Here is a 16,814-nt window from a genome sequence, read left to right as displayed (position 1 = left end):
GCATAGCTTTTGATTGCAGCCGCGGGTCTGCATGGCTACTTAGGACATGTCTGAACTGTCTAGTGAGGTTGACATGTCGCTCAATCATATACGTCCTTGGCGCAACATTTATCGTCGCAAATCGCGCCAGATCATGGTGGGTAATGTTCCTGTGGGTGGCGACGCACCGATATCTGTGCAGACGATGACCAACACACTCACGACAGATGCAAAAGCAACCATCGCCCAAATTCAGGCTGCGGCGGATGCAGGGGCAGATATCGTACGCGTTTCGGTGCCTGATGTCGAAAGCTCGGCGGCGCTGAAGCAGATTGTCCGCGAAAGCCCTGTGCCTTTGGTTGCGGATATCCATTTTCACTACAAGCGCGGGATCGAAGCAGCCGAAGCGGGGGCTGCCTGCCTTCGGATCAATCCTGGCAATATCGGTGATGAAAAGCGGGTCAAAGAGGTTATCAAGGCCGCGCGTGACAACAACTGCTCCATCCGTATCGGTGTGAACGCCGGATCACTGGAAAAGCACTTGCTGGACAAATACGGAGAGCCGTGTCCCGATGCGATGGTCGAGAGCGGCTTGGACCACATCAAGATACTGCAAGATAACGATTTTCACGAATTCAAGATCAGCTGTAAAGCCTCGGACGTCTTTATGGCCGCTGCTGCCTATCAGCAGTTGGCAGAGGCAACCGATGCGCCGATCCACCTAGGGATTACCGAGGCGGGCGGGCTGATATCAGGCACGGTCAAATCTGCCATCGGCATGGGCAACCTGTTGTGGATGGGTATTGGTGATACGATCCGCGTGTCGCTGTCTGCCGATCCTGTAGAAGAGGTAAAGATGGGGTTCGAGATTCTCAAATCCCTCGGCCTACGCCACCGCGGCGTAAACATCATTTCTTGTCCCTCCTGCGCGCGGCAGGGGTTTGATGTGATCAAAACAGTCGAGGCGCTTGAGACGCGTTTGGAGCACATCAAAACGCCGATGAGCCTCAGCATAATTGGCTGTGTCGTCAACGGCCCTGGCGAGGCGCTTATGACGGATGTCGGGTTTACTGGCGGCGGGGCCGGATCGGGTATGGTCTATCTCGCGGGCAAGCAGAGCCACAAACTCAACAATGACCAGATGATCGAACATATTGTCGAACAGGTTGAAGCACGCGCAGCCCAGTTGGAAGCAGAGGCTGCCGCTGAAGACGCCTAGCGCGTTCCCAAACCCATCTGCATGAGCATTTTACGCACAGGCGGCGCGCTGTATAGCGCGTTCAGCCCTGCGGCACGCGCATCGCGCGCAAGCGTGCTGCTAGCCTGTGATGCACGGTTAAGCAGGTCGATACCGCGCACGCGCAGGGTGATATCGCCGTAGCGTGCTGTATGATAGGCATCCAGCATATCCGCATCGCCCAAGCCATCAGGCCGCTCTTGTGCGAGGTCCAGCAGCGTTGCAATGTCGTTCAAAGACATGTTCAAGCCCTGCGCCCCGATAGGGGGCATGACATGCGCAGCCTCTGCAATCAGGGCAATCCGTTCGCCGCTCAGGCGGTTCGCATGTTGGGTGATGATCGGCCAGACCTGACGCTTGCTCACCAGTGTCAGCGGGCCGAAATGATAGGTAGAGCGCGCAGAGGCTTCGGCCTCGAATGTCGCCACATCCAGTTCGAGACGCTCTTGCGCGAGGCGCCCGTCATCCATCCAAACCACTGCCGAACAAGGCATGCCATCACGGTCAGGGAGGGGGACAAGAGTGAAAGGCCCGCCAGTGCGGTGGACCTCGGTAGATACGTTTTCATGCGGTATCGGATGGGTCACCGCAAAGACGAGGGCCTTTTGCCCGTAGCGTTGCGTATGAACAGGAATTCCGGCCGCGGCGCGCATGGGCGATCCGCGCCCGTCCGCTGCAATGACCAGTTTCGTCTCTACGCGCGTGCCATCAGTAAGTGTTACCTTCGCGCTACCCTCGCGGGTGAACAGCCGTGTTGTACCGACACCTGCGCGAAAATCGACTGTGTCCAGTGCGTTTAAGCGTGCAAGGATTTCACGACGCAGCAGCCAATTTGGAAAATTCCAACCGAAGGGCAGCTCGGAGATGTCACTGGCATCAAACTCGCGGGTGACGCGGGGTTCGGCCTCGGCTCCGCCAGCATCAATGATCCGCATGACCTGCAGGGGGGCTGCGTGCGGTGCCAAGCTCTCCCATATGCCTGCGCGCTCCAGCAGGGTACGTGCAGGTTGCAGCATCGCTGTTGAGCGCAGGTCAGCGCCTGTTGCGGCGCCATCGGTGACAGGTGGCGTCGGATCAACGCATATAACGCTGAACCCCGCCGTTCCAAAAGCGGAAGCCGCCGTCAGCCCCGCAATGCCACCACCGGAAATCAGTATGTCACAGGTGTTGGTCATGGCGCCGCCCTCATGTCTTAGGTCAATTGATCGAGGAACACAGATAGGTTGTCTGTGTGGAATTGCACATGCGGCGCGTCCGCACGGTGGGGTGACACATGCACTGTTCGCATTCCCATATCATGTGGCACTTCGAGATTGCGCGCATCGTCTTCGAACATTGCGGCTTTTGCAGGGGTAAGATCATCTCTTGCAAATATCTGCTCGAACGCGCCACGCTCCGGCTTTGGTAGAAAATCTGCATGCTCCACCCCGTAGACCGCATCAAACAGGCCAGATAGCCCGCGCGCGGCCAACACGCGCTCTGCGTAGGGCGCACAGCCGTTGGTATAAACAATGCGCCGACCGGGAAGAGCGCGGATGTGGGCAGCAAGCTGTGGATCAGGCGTGAGGCTGTCCATTGAGATGTCATGCACATCCGTAAGATATGGCCCGGGATCAACGTCATGTTCACGCATCAGCCCAGCCAGGGTCGTTCCGTACTTGTGCCAATACTCCACACGAAGCCGATCTGCCTTTGCACGTTCGACGCCGAGGGCATTCATGACCCATGCGGTCATTCGCACTTCGATCAGATCGAAAAGGCGCGCCTGCGGCGGGTAGAGGGTGTTGTCCAGATCAAAGACCCAAGTGGACACATGAGAGAACGAGGTGCGAGGCATTGCAACTTGGTAGGGGCTGTCGTTGGTGCGTGCAAGGGGGTAGGCGCGCGGGCGCTCTGGCGCTAAGGTGTTGGGATATGATTTGAAAAGGCTTATCTATGCCCCCTGTTTCTTCTGCTGGCCGTCCTGGCAATACCGACGCCTATTCGATGATACTGGACGCCATTGACACAGGCACTTACCGCCCGGGCGACCGTTTGGTTGAAAGCGAACTTGCCGAGCGTTTTGGCGTCTCGCGCACACCGATCCGCGAGGCGCTGCAACGTCTGGAGACACAATCACTGTTGGTGCGCGACGGGCGCAGCCTGATTGTTGCCTCGCTGGATCACAACCAGATGGCAGAGCTGTACGTCGTGCGCGGAGAGCTGGAGGGGTTGGCAGCACGGCTGGCCGCCCGCAATGCGACAGAAGAGGAGGTGCGCCTGCTGCGCGAGATGGTTGAGGCGGACAATGCACTCAAAGATCACCCTGCCGCACTGGCGCGTGCCAATCGACGCTTTCATAAACAAATCCACCTTGCCTCGCACAACCGCTTTCTGGTGCAGCAGTTGGACCTTGTGCACCGGTCTATGGCGCTGATGGCAACCACATCGCTGGCGGTGGTAGGCCGTGGTGAAATCGCCCAAAGCGAGCATGACCGTATCGTCGCGGCCATTGAGGCGCGCGATGGTGATGCGGCTGATGCGGCGTTGCGCGCGCATATTTCAGTGGCCTTCACCACTCGCCTCAAACAAGAGGCAGAGCTGCGCGAGGCGGAAACTTAATCCGTGCTTGAGCTGATGCCGTGTTGGGTCTTGTCCCAATAAAATGGTTTAAGGACCATTTCCTTTAGCGCCTTATACGCCGAAAGCGCACCCATCGGGAAATAAAGCGGCAGCGTGAGAACATAGATCAGCAAGTGGCGATGTTCTTTGCCTGATACCGCCACAAGCGAGATTACCATATTAATCATTACAGCCGCAAAAAACAGCCATGCCATCACCAGCGACGTTGTCGTTCCCAAGGTCAACGTGACGGGATGCTCGAACCCCAACAACGTGATCCAGAATGACCAAAGCAGCGGCCCGCAGGCAAACTGCGCGAATGTTGCCATAAGCAGGGTTTGCACCCCCCAAAACCGAAGCCAACCCAGATCACGCAAAAGCGCGCGGGGCGCCCGCATATGAACGAGCCACGTAATTAGAAAGCCTTTGAGCCAACGCGAGCGTTGTTTAACCCAAGGCCACGCACGACAGTTTGCCTCTTCATAGGTCACGGTTGGAATGAGCTGCGTCACGTATCCATGCCGTGCCAGCCTGACGCCCAGATCGGCGTCCTCTGTGACGTTATGAGCATCCCATCCCGACAGCTTTTCGAGAATAGAGCGCCGGAAAAAAAGGGTTGTCCCGCCCAGTGGAATGACCAAGCCCAGATGGGCAATACCGGGCAGGATCATCCGCCACCATGTTGCGTATTCAATGGCGAAACAGCGTGATAGCCAGTTGGACTTTGAGTTATAGTAGTCCAGCACGCCTTGTAGGCAGGCCACATTCCCGGCGGCATCCTGAAAACGGGTTACTACCTTTTCGATCTGGTCGGGTTCCGGAGCATCTTCTGCGTCCCAGACCCCGATGATCGAGCCACGGCAAAAATCGAGTGCATAGTTCAAAGCGCGTGGTTTCGTTGTCAGATTGTTGGCGCAAGGCACTTCGATAACGCTCATCCAGCCGGGCATCTCGGTGCGTGCAATGGTTTCACGGGTCACGGCGTCATCGGCCTCAAGCACCAGAACCACTTCCAACAGTGATTTGGGGTAGGTAAGGCGGGTAAGCCGCTGGATCAGTTTTCCGGCAATTTCCTTTTCCTGCAACAGCGGTACCAGAACCGATACTTTGGGCAGGGGAAACGGTGCATGTCCGTGATCGTGTTGCGTGATGGTACTGGCGGACATTTTTGTGATCTGGGCAATAAATGCAGCCAGCTTCATTACAGTTGTCATCATCAGCGTGATAAACGCGAAAAGCATCAACAGAGTAATTGTCCAGAGCGGCGAAAACACCAAAGCAGCAAAACACAGCCCCAAGGCGAGCCAAGCGAGGGGTTGCCGCATCCGCGAATTCACTTTCCAGCTTCGACAACTTGCAGCGGTGGGGACACGCGTTGCTGCCTTCTGTGCCAGTTCTTCGCCATAGAGTGTGCCGATATGCGCCCTGATTTGATGTTCCTCTACCAGAACAGGCAGCATTCGGCGGCTATGATCCCCCATGCAGGTGCGCAATTTCTCAAAATCATCGGGGTGTGTGGTCCCGACAAGCAGAATGTCCCCGATCTTCAGCCATGGCACACAACGATGTGTCAGACACAAACGCGAGGGTAGTGTGGCACTAAGTGCGGGGTCAGGCGGGTCGGCAAACAGATCAGCGACAGGAATATTGTGCTGCCGTGAAACCATCTGCATCACATCAAAAGTGCTCGCCAACCCTTCAGCGACCAGAATTTCACCCAAGGGCGCATCAATGTGCCGCTGCAAATCCAATGCATGCACAAGGTCATTCTGTGAAATGATGCCCGCGTTCACCATGACCCGCCCTAACGGCAGCCTCTCTGTCGGAGGGGTAGCCGCCTGCGGATCGGGGAGCCGCAGGTAAAGGTCGCTCATCGCGTGCCTGCCTTAAGTCGTTTCGAACCAGTTAGAACGATCCCAGACAAATATTAATTTTGTCTTAACTTGTAGGCAGGCTTGCGGTTGTGGCTCTTACACTGGTGCCTTTTCAGCCCGAACAGCCATGGCTTGCGCAAAACGTTCGAACAAATAATAGCTGTCTTGTGGCCCTGGCGACGCCTCTGGATGGTGCTGAACGGAATAGACGGGACGCCCCTCCATGCGGATACCGCAGTTTGAGCCGTCAAAAAGCGAGCGATGGGTTTCGATCACACCGTCTGGAAGGGACTGCCCGTCAACGGCAAAGCCGTGGTTCATCGACGTAATCTCGACCTTGCCTGTATCGTTGTCTTTTACAGGATGGTTGGCTCCGTGGTGCCCGTGGCTCATCTTGACGGTACGGCCACCAAGCGCCAGCGCCAACATCTGGTGCCCCAGACAGATGCCAAAAACCGGCAGTTCGGTCTTGCCGAGTATGTCTTGGATCATTGGAACAGCGTATTCACCGGTAGCAGCAGGATCACCGGGGCCGTTGGACAGAAAAACACCATCAGGATTGTGCGCCATCACATCGTCATATGTGGCGCTCGCAGGCAGTACAGTCACATCGCAGCCCGCAGATGCAAGGCAGCGCAGGATATTGCGCTTGGCGCCATAATCAACGGCAACGACTTTGTGCTTTGGGTCTTTCTGTGGTGCGTATCCGTCCGGCCATGCCCACCGCTTTTCGTTCCAGCGATAGGACTGAGCGCAGGTCACATCTTTTGCCAAATCCATACCTTCCAATCCGGCAAAATCACGTGCAGCAGCAACAAGTGCGGCTACGTCAAACTCACCATCTGGATTGTGGGCGAGGGCGGCATGCGGCGCGCCTTGTTGGCGTATTGCGCGTGTCAGGCGCCGCGTATCAATCCCGCCTATCGCGATGCGGCCCCGTGCAGCCAGCCAGTCAGACAGATGTTGTGTGGCACGCCAGTTACTCGGCTCGGTTGGCATCCACTTCACGACCATGCCAGCGGCCACAGGATCGGCGGTTTCGTCGTCTTCGGGGTTGGTGCCGGTATTGCCGATGTGCGGAAAGGTAAATGTCACGATCTGCCCTGCATAGGAAGGATCGGTCATAATCTCCTGATAGCCCGTCATCGCAGTGTTGAAACACATCTCGGCGACCGTCTGACCTGTCGCTCCAAAACCGCTTCCGTAAAAGACTGAACCATCAGCAAGGGCTAGGCAGGCAGTCGGGCGAGTAGGTGCAGCGGTGGACATTGAGCAGATCCTTTTGCATAGAATGAAGCTGGCGCAGAGCTTCGGAACCAGCGCGGCGCGTGGCAACCCCCGCGTGGCAAACGTGTGCAACCTATAGCGGTCACTGCAGAGCGTCAAGATTGGCCGAAAAATGAATAATGTATGTATATCAGATAGATAGAGAGGGCTGGCGTGCATTGCATGTGGGGCAGCGATTGGGTAGTGTCGCTGCTCTTGTAATGATCATATGTAAAGGCGTCCCATGGACCTTCGTACCCGCATCAGTGCTGCTCTGAAACAAGCCATGAAAGACAAAGCGGCTGACCGCTTGTCTACCTTACGGCTGGTAAATGCGGCGATCAAAGACAAAGACATAGCTGCGCGTGCCGAAGGCAACGAAGACGGTGTCGGCGAGAGCGAAGTTCTTGCGATTTTGGGGAAAATGGCAAAACAGAGGATCGAATCTGCGCGTGCCTACGAAGAGGGTGGCCGTCTTGATCTGGCAGAGCGGGAACGCTCTGAAATTCTTGTGATCGAAGAGTTCCTGCCCCGTCAGTTGGACGCAGCCGAGACAGAAGCGGCTGTGGATGCAGCAGTAACAGAAACGGGCGCCAGCTCTATCCGTGACATGGGCAAGGTCATGGGAGTGTTAAAGGCAAAATACACGGGCCAGATGGATTTTGGACGTGTAGGCCCGATGCTGAAAGAACGGCTGTCGAACTAGGCTCTATCGCCGCAAGGCGCGCTGCAAGTCGTCATAAAGCGCGATCCGCTCTTCCTCGCTCAGAAATGACCCGATCTCGACTTCGCGGCCTTTGCCGCGAAGGGTTACGTAGTGGGGTACAGGCCCCTCGTCATCATATTTGGTAACTTGGGTCCAATAACGATCACAGTCCCACTCTTGGACATCCCCTTTCGGGTTGGTTCTTTTGAGGTGGGCAATCGTCTCACCCAGCACAAGCTCTTCTTCGATTTGTCGCGCTTTGTGATTGCGCTGTAGCGCCCAAAAAATCCCCCAGACTGCCGCCAGTGTAAACGGCAACATTCCCCAAAGGATTGGAGAACCGAGCAGAGGAAGTACGGGGATCGAGATCAGCGTGAAAGTGGTAAGCACAAAGGCGGCCATGCCCCGCGCGGGCAGCGAATTATGCGGCCACAGTCGCATTCTCTGCGGGGTCGTATGCGGCGGTGAGGTCCATTCATAAGGCATGGTAGTGTTTTAGCGTCTCTGTAGGTCAGATCAATGCGGCAAACTGATCGGGCAGGGACCCTTGGCCAGACACTGCGGCCTATTTCACCCATAAACTCAATTCAGTTCAGGCTGCATACACTGCACGCCGAAATTTGACCAAATAACCAAAAAGGGCCCCAACCGCCGTTGGAGCCCTCGCTTTGTTTTATGTGTCAGCCTCAGCCTTTATTCGGCTCGTACTGCGCATCCCGAGGATGATCGTTGCCAGCCCATTCTTCGATGCTGTCAGGGTAGCGATGGGACTTGTCCCAATCCGACTGCTTTGGCAGCTGCTCGAAGGTATGCTCTGGTGGCGGGGATGGAAGTGTCCATTCCAGCGTGTCAGCAAACTCGTTCCATGGGTTGTTCGCTGTAACACGCGCGCCGCGTGTCAGTGTCCATGCCATCACCCCAAAGAAGAAGATGAAGGAGCCGAAGGACAGGAACGCACCAAGGCTAGACCACCAGTTCCAGTATGCGAAAGCATCAGGATAGTCTATGTAGCGACGTGGCATACCCTGACGACCCAGGAAGTGCTGTGGGAAGAAGGTCAGGTTTGCACCGATGAACATGGTCCAGAAGTGCAGTTTGCCAGCCCACTCAGGGTACATGCGGCCAGTCATCTTGGGCAGGTAGAAGTAGATGCCCGCAAAGATTGTGAACACAGCACCCAACGACATCACATAGTGGAAGTGCGCAACCACGTAGTATGTATCGTGGTAATAGCGGTCGACAGCTGCTTGTGACAATACGATGCCGGTCACGCCACCAACGGTGAACAGAAACAGGAAGCCGAAGGCCCAGAGCATCGGTGTTTCAAACGAAACAGAGCCGCCCCACATCGTTGCAATCCACGAGAAGACTTTGACGCCTGTCGGCACCGCGATCACCATGGTCGCCAGCATGAAGTAGGCCTGCTGGTTCAATGACATACCAACTGTGTACATGTGGTGTGCCCAGACAACAAAACCCAACGCACCGATCGCGATGATGGCCCAAACCATTGGCAGATAGCCAAAGACAGGTTTGCGCGCAAACGTCGCAATAACGTGGGAGATGATGCCAAAGCCTGGTAAGATGATGATATACACTTCCGGGTGTCCGAAGAACCACAGAATGTGCTGGTACAGAACCGGATCACCGCCGCCTGCAGGGTCAAAGAATGCAAACCCGAAGTTACGGTCCATCAGCAGCATGGTAATCGCACCAGCCAAGACGGGCAGGGACAACAGAATCAGCCAGCTGGTGACGAAGATCGACCAGGAAAACAGCGGAACTTTGAACAATGTCATGCCAGGGGCACGCATGTTCAGGAAGGTTGTGATCATGTTGATCGCACCGAGGATGGAGGAAGCGCCCGAGACGTGAACCGCGAAAATCGCGAAATCCATCGACATGCCGCCCTCTTTTACCGACAGCGGCGGATACAATACCCAGCCTACGCCAGAGCCGGACTGACCGTTACCGCCAGGAAGCAGCACGGAGCAGATCGCCAGAGACGTACCTGCAACATAAAGCCAGAAGGACAGGTTGTTCATCCGCGGGAACGCCATGTCTGGCGCGCCGATCTGCAAAGGCATGAAATAGTTGCCGAAACCGCCAAACAGAGCAGGAATAACGACAAAGAACATCATAAGAATGCCGTGACCGGTGATCAGAACATTCCAAAGGTGCCCGTTGGGCGTACACGTCGCAGAAGAATCGGCGACGAAGCGCGCGCCTTCCATACACATGTACTGAACGCCGGGGTTCATCAGCTCAAGACGCATGTAGATCGTGAATGCGACAGAGATAAATCCGACAAAAGCGGAGACGATCAGATATAGAATACCGATGTCTTTGTGGTTTGTGGACATGAACCAGCGCGTGAAAAACCCGCGCTCATCTTCATGGTCATGGCCGTTAATGGCTGCGTCTGCCATGCGGTGCCTCCTTGGCTTGATATTGAAATACAGGTGCGCCTGTTGGCAAAACGCACTGCGGTCTTGCGGCTCTTTTAGATTCAACTTGGCATCAGGGCAATGGGCGCGTTGGTCGCAGGTAGAAGTATTTTCAAGTGTATGGCCACATAAATGGAGCTCTGTATGGGCCAAATCATACCAGTGTAAATCTGCAAGACATTTGATCTATTCCAGCACCTTTCTGTTGGGGAAAGTTAACATGCTGGTAATGAAATTGGGCAATGGTTCCTTTTGTCGAGAACTAGGGGGTGCTTGTGACCAAAGCCAGATCACTCAGCCGCCATGAGGGCGCAAATGTGCTGCCCTTAGTGCGGGAGAACGAGCCGAGCTGTCTGCCATCAGTTGATCTTGTGGTTGGGCTCATGCCGGGCTTTGTTTATGTGTTTAACCACGACAGCTTTGCGAATGATTATTCCAACCGCTCGGTTGCAGAGCAGTTGGGTTATTCCCCCGATGAAATCCGCGCGTTTGGCGCTGATTTGTTCAGCCAGATCGTTCACCCTGACGATTTTCCGTCTCTGGGGGCGCATATGGCGTCGATAATGGCGCTGGCCGATGACGAAGAGGCGACACTGGAATATCGGGTCATCACCAAAGAGGGTACATTGCGTTGGCTTCGGTCGGTGGATGCTGTGTTTGACCGCGCGGCGGACGGGCGGGTGGTGCGCCATATTGGATGTGCCAGCGACATCACGGTCGAAAAAGAGGCCGAGTTCAGGCTGCTGGAGATGAACGCCAGTCTGGAAGAAAAAGTCTCTGCGCGGACAAAGGATCTTGCAACGCTCAATGCGGAACTTGAGGAGCGGATTTGCGCGCGCACGCTGGAATTGCAAGACGCGGTGGATGAGTTGGAGCAGCTGACTTACATCGCGACACATGATTTAAAGGTCCCGCTCAATAACCTCAATCGTCTTGGTCTGATGCTATGCGATGCTGCCGATACACTGACTGCGGAACAGGCTGAACAGGTTAGGTGGGTTCGCGAGTGTTCTGAGCAGCTTAATGCAAAAGTTCAGGGGCTGGTCCTTGTCTCCCAGATCCGTCTGGGGGATGCCCCTCCCCAGTTTCGGCTTGACCTGCGGGCTGCTGTGCAGAGCGTTGTTGATGTTGTCTATCCGACGATCGGTGGCAATGTGTTCCCTATTGTCATTAACATAGAAAATGACTTCAAGGTCAGATTTTCGGGTGTCGAGCTAGAGGCAATCCTCGCAGCGGTTCTGGATAATTCGGTGAAATACGCGCATCCACAGCGCAAACTCCAAATTAATGTGTCCTGCGGCATTGAGGACGGGCAGGTCTGGCTGAGGGTTGCAGATAACGGACTTGGCATCGACAGTGTAAGGGATATCCCGACAGTCTTTGGCTTGTTTCAACGGGGGCAGAAAGAGCCTGCTGGTGGTGGTATTTCTCTCTACTGCGCGCAGCGTATGCTGCATCGCTGCGGCGGTAAGATCACTGCCGAAGGAACGCGCGGCGAATGGGCTGCCTTCACAATCCATTTCCCGAAAGAGGAGGTCGCGGCATGAATCCGTTAGAGCGTATATTGCTTGTGGACGATGATGCGGTAACCAATATGCTGCACCGGCGCGTTATCGAGCGTTCCAAGAGGGCGCGGCAGATTGATGTTGCCACGGACGGGGGGGAAGCATTGCAGATCTTGCGTGCAGACATCGCGGCGGGTCGTCCACTGCCGGAACTTATATTTCTGGATATCAACATGCCCGGGATGGGCGGTTTTGAGTTTTTGGAGCATTATGCCCGACTGCATATCGATCCGGCTGCCCAACTCATTATCGTAATGCTGTCCACTTCACTTCTTGAGGCTGATCATGCCCGTGCAGAGGCAGACCCCAATGTGCATAGCTTTTGCGACAAACCGCTTCGCTTGGAAAAGCTGCTGGAACTGGTTGAGGATTTCCAAAGAACGGCTGAAAAGAATCGCCCTGCTGCTTAGCGAACATGCGTTTGGGGAATGTCGCCAAACACTTGGGGAAAACTGCTTCGCAGGGCCAGATCAACGTCAGCCATAGTGACTGGCAGGCCAAGATCGACAAGGCTGGTCACGCCATGCTCCGTAATGCCGCACGGCACGATCCCCTCAAAATGAGTCAAGTCAGGCTCCACGTTGAGCGAAATTCCATGATAGCTGATCCATTTACGAAGGCGGATGCCAATCGCGGCCACTTTGTCTTCTGCGGGGTTCCCTGCTGTCGTCTGCGGCTTTTCCGGTCTTGTGACCCAGACACCTACGCGGCCTTCTCGGATTTCACCTGTTACATTGAACTGGCCCAACGTGAGAATTACCCAGTCTTCCAGCTGTTTTACAAACTTGCGCACGTCCCGTCCGCGTTTGCTTACATCCAGCATCACGTAAGCGACGCGCTGCCCGGGTCCGTGATAGGTGTACTGCCCGCCGCGTCTGGTGGGAAAGACGTCGAAGCGATCAGGATCTGTTAAATCATGTGCTTTGGCGGATGTACCTGCCGTATAGAGCGGTGGATGCTCCACTAGCCAGATGCATTCATTCGCTTGACCTTCATGGATCGCAGCGACCCGCGCCTCCATCCATGCTTCGGCGGTTCGAAAATCGGTCAATCCGTCAGAGACTATCCACTCTATCATCCGGTGCGTCTTGCCTGTCACGGCGATCTCCTCAGGGTTTCGCGGGTTCGGACCGCTCAGCCAGAACTTTTTGCAACATCTGCGCATAGTTTTGCGCACCCTGCGCACCTGTCAGCAGGTACTTACCCTCAAACACCATCGCGGGAACCCCGGAAATACCACGCTCGGTCCAGAACGTCTGCCGCGCGCGGGTTTCTGCCGCGTGGGTAGACTGATCCAGCACATTTTGGGCTTCTGCTGAATCCAATCCGACCGAGCTTGCCACTTCCTTTAATACATCGTGTTGCGAGACATCACGCTGTTGCGTGAAATGCGCATCGAACAACGCAAGTTTGAGCGGGTGTTGCAATCCTTTGGACTGGGCCCAGTCCAAAAGCTGATGGGCGGCAAAGGTATTGACGATGCGACTGTCATCACTGAATTGAAAATCGATGCCCAATTCAGTGCCGATTTGTTGCATCTGCGCGCGGTTTTGCGCGCTTTGCTCTGGGGTGGCGCCATACTTCTCGGCGATGTGTTCGCGTAGGTTCTGACCTTCGGGAGGCATGTCAGGGTTTAACTCAAACGGATGCCAACGGATAAAAGCACCCGTGTCCAACGCACCAAGCGCCTGTTCCAATTGCCGAAATCCGATTATGCACCACGGGCACATCACGTCTGAAATGATGTCAATTTGAATTGGTTGTGTCTCTGACATCTCGTCGCTCCCGCTTGTTCCTTCTCTAGATTGCGTCTTCGCAGCACATTTACAACCGCTACAGCAGGATTTGAGGATGTGCAGGCGGAAGGCCATGCTCCGCTAGCGTACAGCGCCGAGATTGATGGTGCGGAGAGATCGCCAAGACCCCTAAATTCCCTCTTGAGGTATCGCGTAACCCACGCTATTGCATCCCCACCATCCATGGCGTGCGGTCGTGGCGGAATGGTAGACGCGCAGCGTTGAGGTCGCTGTGGGGTAACACCCGTGAGAGTTCGAGTCTCTCCGACCGCACCAATTAACTCAGCACTAATGTTTGTTTTTGACCGCTTGAGTTTCGATGCTCTCAGTCGTTTCCCCGTATATTTCCCGTCTCGCGCTTTGCTCTCGCTCGGAACTTGCAGTTTTTTTTGATGCTGCGGGCGAGGCGTAGCGGCATAATTTCTGTTGTGGGGCTTAAATGGTTAGGCTTCTCCAAAGGCCCTGAATAGTTTTTGTCAGGAGGCCCATTGCAAGACAGCGAAACACACGGCATCGAAAAATCAGGGCATGGATGATGGCTACGCCATCAAGAACAGGGCCAGCATACCTCCAAACGATCCGACTTACCTATCGGGTCAGACAGCTGTGCAGCTGAAAAAGAACCTCGGGGTGACTATTGACCAGACAGTCCAGGCGCTCTGTCCTATGTGAGGCCACCGGTTTCCACTTTCGCCGTTTTACGGACGGGCACACCTTTCCAAATGCTCTGCCTACGCAGGAACTGGCGTAAGGGGGCGACCGGGCGATACCGTCAAAAGACACAAAACCATACAGCTACCGTGGTTCGGGTTGCTCCTGACATAGAGTGCGTTTCGCGGTGTGCGGGTTTGGCGTTTTTAAGTCGCCTTGGGCGAGTGCCGGTGAAGATCATTGAACCAGACATTTCAACATGATAGACTGATGTATATGGTTGATGAAGTGATCCGCTCTTTAGACGTCGCTGAGGACGCGGTGCTTATTGCGCGTGTCGGTCAGGGCGATATGACTGCCATGAAATCGCTCTATGAAGTTCATGCAGCCGCGGTGGCCCGCTTTGTGCGCCCGCGCGTTCGCGACCTGACTGAGGCCGATGACATCGTCCATGATACAATGCTGAGTGTGTGGCGCGGGGCCGCAGGCTTTCAGGGGCGCTGTAGTGTGCGGTCTTGGATACTGACGCTGGCACGCAACAAGACCGTCGATCACATCCGCAAGCAAGCCCGTGTCACCCTCGCTGATGCCGATGAGACGCAGATCGATGATGCGCCCGACCCCGAGGTAGTACTGGGTGCTGCGCAGGATGCAGCGCGTGTGCGGGCCTGTCTTGACAAGCTGCCAGAGCGTCAGAGGGCCGCGATCCATCTTGCTTTTTACGAAGATATGACCTGCGCAGAAGTCGGGATCGTCGAAAATGTGCCCGAAGGTACAGTCAAGAGCCGGATCTTCCACGCCAAGAAGAACCTGATGCGTTGTCTTTCTCGCGCGGTATTGAAATGATTTTGAACCGATCCGTTTTTCGCCCGTCCAATGAATACACCACATTCGAGCAAGGAGGGTGACATGGACCGACCAGACGGCCTGAACGAAGATACATTGTTGGCGCATATGCGTGGCGAAACCGATCCCGAAACAGCTGCCCGTATTGATGCGCAGGCTGCGGCAGACCCTGCATTGCGCGCGGAACTGGCGCTTATGGCAGGACTGCGCGATGCGCTCGCACAGGGCGACGGTGCGGCGCATGGGGGGTGGGCAAGGCTCGCCGCTGAGATTGACCAAACCAAACCGGCAAATCAGACCCATGCGCCTGTATGGCGCATAGCGGCCATGCTTCTGGGTGCTGTTGTTTTACTTCAGGGGGCATTTCTCATCGTTGGTGGCCCAACAGCGGATGCACCTGTTTATCGCACCGTATCCGAGGCGCCGATTGACGCGACCCTCGCAGTCGCTTTTGAGGCAGATACAACGATGGCAGACATCGAGGCTCTGCTGCGTGAGACTGGCGCAAATATCGCAGACGGGCCGAGTGCTCTGGGTCTCTACCGGTTGGTTTTTGATGATCCCAACGCGCGCGAAGCGGCGCTGTCCACGCTGGAAACCTCGCCTTTTGTCGCTCTCGTTGCTGAGCAATAACATGAAGTACTTAGTTTTTGCTTTTTTGAGCTTGTTCATGGCTGCTTGTGAGGCTGGCGATGCATTCCGCACCGCAGGTTCGGGCAATTTACCTTTTCCCGTAGCGGACGAGCGTGAGTTGATTGTACTGACCGCCGATGCGCCCGAAGGACTGATCAGCACAGCCCAAGCGCGCAAATATATCTTACGGGCGCAGCACGCTCTGCCTCGGTTGGATGATACGCTCGTTGTATTCGGAATTCCGACTGGTACTACCATTCCCGAGGCTATTAGCGAGATTGAGGATGCAGTTCCCGGTGTGACTGCTGGTGCAAACCATCTCTATTTTTTGCAGGGTAACGCCGAGGCGGAACTGGACTATGCCGGAGCAATGATCGGTTGGCCAAAGGAGGGCTGTGTGGCCCGTACATCTTTCGGCATGATCGACGGCGGAGTGACGGAGGATAATCCTGCTCTTGTATCGGGGCAGATCATACAAAAGGCGTTCGGCGACGGATCAAACCCGCGCGCCACAAAGCACGGCGGACGGGTTGCTGCGCTGTTGGCGGGGAAGGGGCGATTGCGCGGTGCGCCGCTCTACAGTGCTAATGTAATCGCGCGGGGGGATGCGGCAGGTGTTGTGCCGATCCTGCGGGGGCTCGACTGGCTGGCATCAAATGGTGTGCGTGTTGTAAACATCAGCATGGCGGGTCCGCGCAACAAGTTGATGAACCGAGCTTTGTCGCGGGCGGCCTCGAACGGGATGGTTCTTGTGGCGGCGGTAGGCAATGACGGCCCTAATGCCCCTCCCCGATACCCCGCCGCGTTTCCCTTTGTATTGGGCGTGACAGCGGTTGATCGCGATGGTGACGTTTTCCGCCGCGCAGGGCGTGGGGCGCATGTGGATGTGGCAGCACCAGGCGTCGATATCAGATTGCCCGATGCAGACCGGTTGCAAATTGCCAGCGGCACCTCAATGGCCGCGCCTTTTGTAACGGCGGCAATTGTAGCAGACCGGAGCATGGCACGGCGCCCGGTTGAGGTTATTCGGAAATCCTTGGCCACCACAGCGACAGATCTGGGGCCCGCAGGGCGCGACACTGTTTTTGGCGCAGGTCTGTTGCGGTTCCCCGGATGCTGATCTTCACGTTTTAGCCTCCTAGGGAGACTGGTCTGAGTGCTATGCGGCAGGTTTTTATACTTCTGTCAGCGCTGATGTTGCTTTGTCAAAGAC

15 protein-coding genes, 1 tRNA gene and 1 pseudogene are annotated in these 16,814 nt (G+C 55.8%); 9 read left to right on the top strand and 8 right to left on the bottom strand.

Annotation, left to right across the window (positions count from 1 at the left end; genetic code table 11):
* The first annotated feature begins 73 nt into the window (after nucleotides 1–73).
* Nucleotides 74–1,198 (top strand): flavodoxin-dependent (E)-4-hydroxy-3-methylbut-2-enyl-diphosphate synthase, encoded by a 1,125-nt coding sequence (ispG, locus tag Q0903_RS10235; RefSeq protein ID WP_299415012.1) that lies wholly within the window; start codon nucleotides 74–76, stop codon nucleotides 1,196–1,198.
* Here ispG and Q0903_RS10230 read toward each other — a convergent pair.
* Both Q0903_RS10230 and Q0903_RS10225 read right to left on the bottom strand, forming a co-directional pair.
* Nucleotides 1,195–2,391, bottom strand: coding sequence for a UbiH/UbiF family hydroxylase (locus Q0903_RS10230; RefSeq protein WP_299415011.1), 1,197 nt, complete (start codon nucleotides 2,389–2,391; stop codon nucleotides 1,195–1,197). The genes ispG and Q0903_RS10230 overlap by 4 nt on opposite strands.
* A 17-nt stretch (nucleotides 2,392–2,408) precedes the next feature.
* Entirely contained in the window at nucleotides 2,409–3,053 is a 645-nt protein-coding gene (locus Q0903_RS10225; protein WP_299415009.1) for a pyrimidine 5'-nucleotidase, read from the bottom strand.
* Nucleotides 3,054–3,151: 98 nt separating this feature from the next.
* On the opposite strand from Q0903_RS10225, the gene Q0903_RS10220 reads away from it, so the two are divergent.
* Complete coding sequence (locus Q0903_RS10220; RefSeq protein WP_299029213.1) at nucleotides 3,152–3,817, top strand: GntR family transcriptional regulator; 666 nt, start codon at nucleotides 3,152–3,154, stop codon at nucleotides 3,815–3,817.
* Here the strand turns inward: Q0903_RS10220 and Q0903_RS10215 are convergent.
* Nucleotides 3,814–5,691 (bottom strand): glycosyltransferase, encoded by a 1,878-nt coding sequence (locus Q0903_RS10215; RefSeq protein ID WP_299029214.1) that lies wholly within the window; start codon nucleotides 5,689–5,691, stop codon nucleotides 3,814–3,816. The genes Q0903_RS10220 and Q0903_RS10215 overlap by 4 nt on opposite strands.
* A 96-nt stretch (nucleotides 5,692–5,787) precedes the next feature.
* Nucleotides 5,788–6,960, bottom strand: coding sequence for a glutamine-hydrolyzing carbamoyl-phosphate synthase small subunit (gene carA, locus Q0903_RS10210; RefSeq protein WP_299415006.1), 1,173 nt, complete (start codon nucleotides 6,958–6,960; stop codon nucleotides 5,788–5,790).
* 241 nt (nucleotides 6,961–7,201) lie between these two features.
* On the opposite strand from carA, the gene Q0903_RS10205 reads away from it, so the two are divergent.
* Nucleotides 7,202–7,663, top strand: a complete 462-nt coding sequence (locus tag Q0903_RS10205; protein ID WP_299029220.1) for a GatB/YqeY domain-containing protein — start codon at nucleotides 7,202–7,204, stop codon at nucleotides 7,661–7,663.
* A gap of 3 nt (nucleotides 7,664–7,666) precedes the next feature.
* On the opposite strand, the gene Q0903_RS10200 is transcribed toward Q0903_RS10205, so the two are convergent.
* Both Q0903_RS10200 and ctaD read right to left on the bottom strand, forming a co-directional pair.
* Nucleotides 7,667–8,149 (bottom strand): DUF2244 domain-containing protein, encoded by a 483-nt coding sequence (locus tag Q0903_RS10200; RefSeq protein WP_299415004.1) that lies wholly within the window; start codon nucleotides 8,147–8,149, stop codon nucleotides 7,667–7,669.
* 272 nt (nucleotides 8,150–8,421) lie between these two features.
* Nucleotides 8,422–10,092, bottom strand: a pseudogene (gene ctaD / locus Q0903_RS10195) (cytochrome c oxidase subunit I); the annotation flags it as partial.
* 293 nt (nucleotides 10,093–10,385) lie between these two features.
* Between ctaD and Q0903_RS10190 the strand changes: the two are divergent.
* Nucleotides 10,386–11,657, top strand: coding sequence for a PAS domain-containing sensor histidine kinase (locus tag Q0903_RS10190; RefSeq protein ID WP_299415003.1), 1,272 nt, complete (start codon nucleotides 10,386–10,388; stop codon nucleotides 11,655–11,657).
* Nucleotides 11,654–12,085: a response regulator gene (locus tag Q0903_RS10185; protein ID WP_299029228.1), complete on the top strand. Its 432-nt coding sequence runs from the start codon at nucleotides 11,654–11,656 to the stop codon at nucleotides 12,083–12,085. Before Q0903_RS10190 ends, Q0903_RS10185 begins: the two co-directional genes overlap by 4 nt.
* Here Q0903_RS10185 and lipB read toward each other — a convergent pair.
* Nucleotides 12,082–12,774 carry a lipoyl(octanoyl) transferase LipB gene (gene lipB / locus Q0903_RS10180; protein WP_299029231.1) on the bottom strand — a complete coding sequence of 231 codons (693 nt, stop codon included), beginning with the start codon at nucleotides 12,772–12,774 and terminating at the stop codon, nucleotides 12,082–12,084. The genes Q0903_RS10185 and lipB overlap by 4 nt on opposite strands.
* Before the next feature lie 10 nt (nucleotides 12,775–12,784).
* On the bottom strand, nucleotides 12,785–13,450 hold the full coding sequence (locus Q0903_RS10175; RefSeq protein WP_299029234.1) for a DsbA family oxidoreductase: 666 nt from the start codon (nucleotides 13,448–13,450) through the stop codon (nucleotides 12,785–12,787).
* Between the two features lie 211 nt (nucleotides 13,451–13,661).
* On the opposite strand from Q0903_RS10175, the gene Q0903_RS10170 reads away from it, so the two are divergent.
* From Q0903_RS10170 to Q0903_RS10155, 4 genes are all read left to right on the top strand, one after another.
* Nucleotides 13,662–13,747: transfer RNA gene (locus Q0903_RS10170), tRNA-Leu, on the top strand.
* A gap of 645 nt (nucleotides 13,748–14,392) precedes the next feature.
* Nucleotides 14,393–14,968 (top strand): sigma-70 family RNA polymerase sigma factor, encoded by a 576-nt coding sequence (locus tag Q0903_RS10165; RefSeq protein WP_299415001.1) that lies wholly within the window; start codon nucleotides 14,393–14,395, stop codon nucleotides 14,966–14,968.
* Between the two features lie 63 nt (nucleotides 14,969–15,031).
* Nucleotides 15,032–15,601 carry a hypothetical protein gene (locus Q0903_RS10160; RefSeq protein WP_299414999.1) on the top strand — a complete coding sequence of 190 codons (570 nt, stop codon included), beginning with the start codon at nucleotides 15,032–15,034 and terminating at the stop codon, nucleotides 15,599–15,601.
* Nucleotide 15,602: 1 nt separating this feature from the next.
* Nucleotides 15,603–16,721 (top strand): S8 family serine peptidase, encoded by a 1,119-nt coding sequence (locus tag Q0903_RS10155; protein ID WP_299414997.1) that lies wholly within the window; start codon nucleotides 15,603–15,605, stop codon nucleotides 16,719–16,721.
* The last annotated feature ends 93 nt before the right edge of the window (nucleotides 16,722–16,814 follow it).

It is taken from the genome of uncultured Sulfitobacter sp. (assembly GCF_947502895.1).
GTDB lineage: Bacteria > Pseudomonadota > Alphaproteobacteria > Rhodobacterales > Rhodobacteraceae > Sulfitobacter.
The sequence above is the reverse complement of the archived record's forward strand: the minus strand, read 5'-3'. Positions and strand labels throughout refer to the sequence as shown.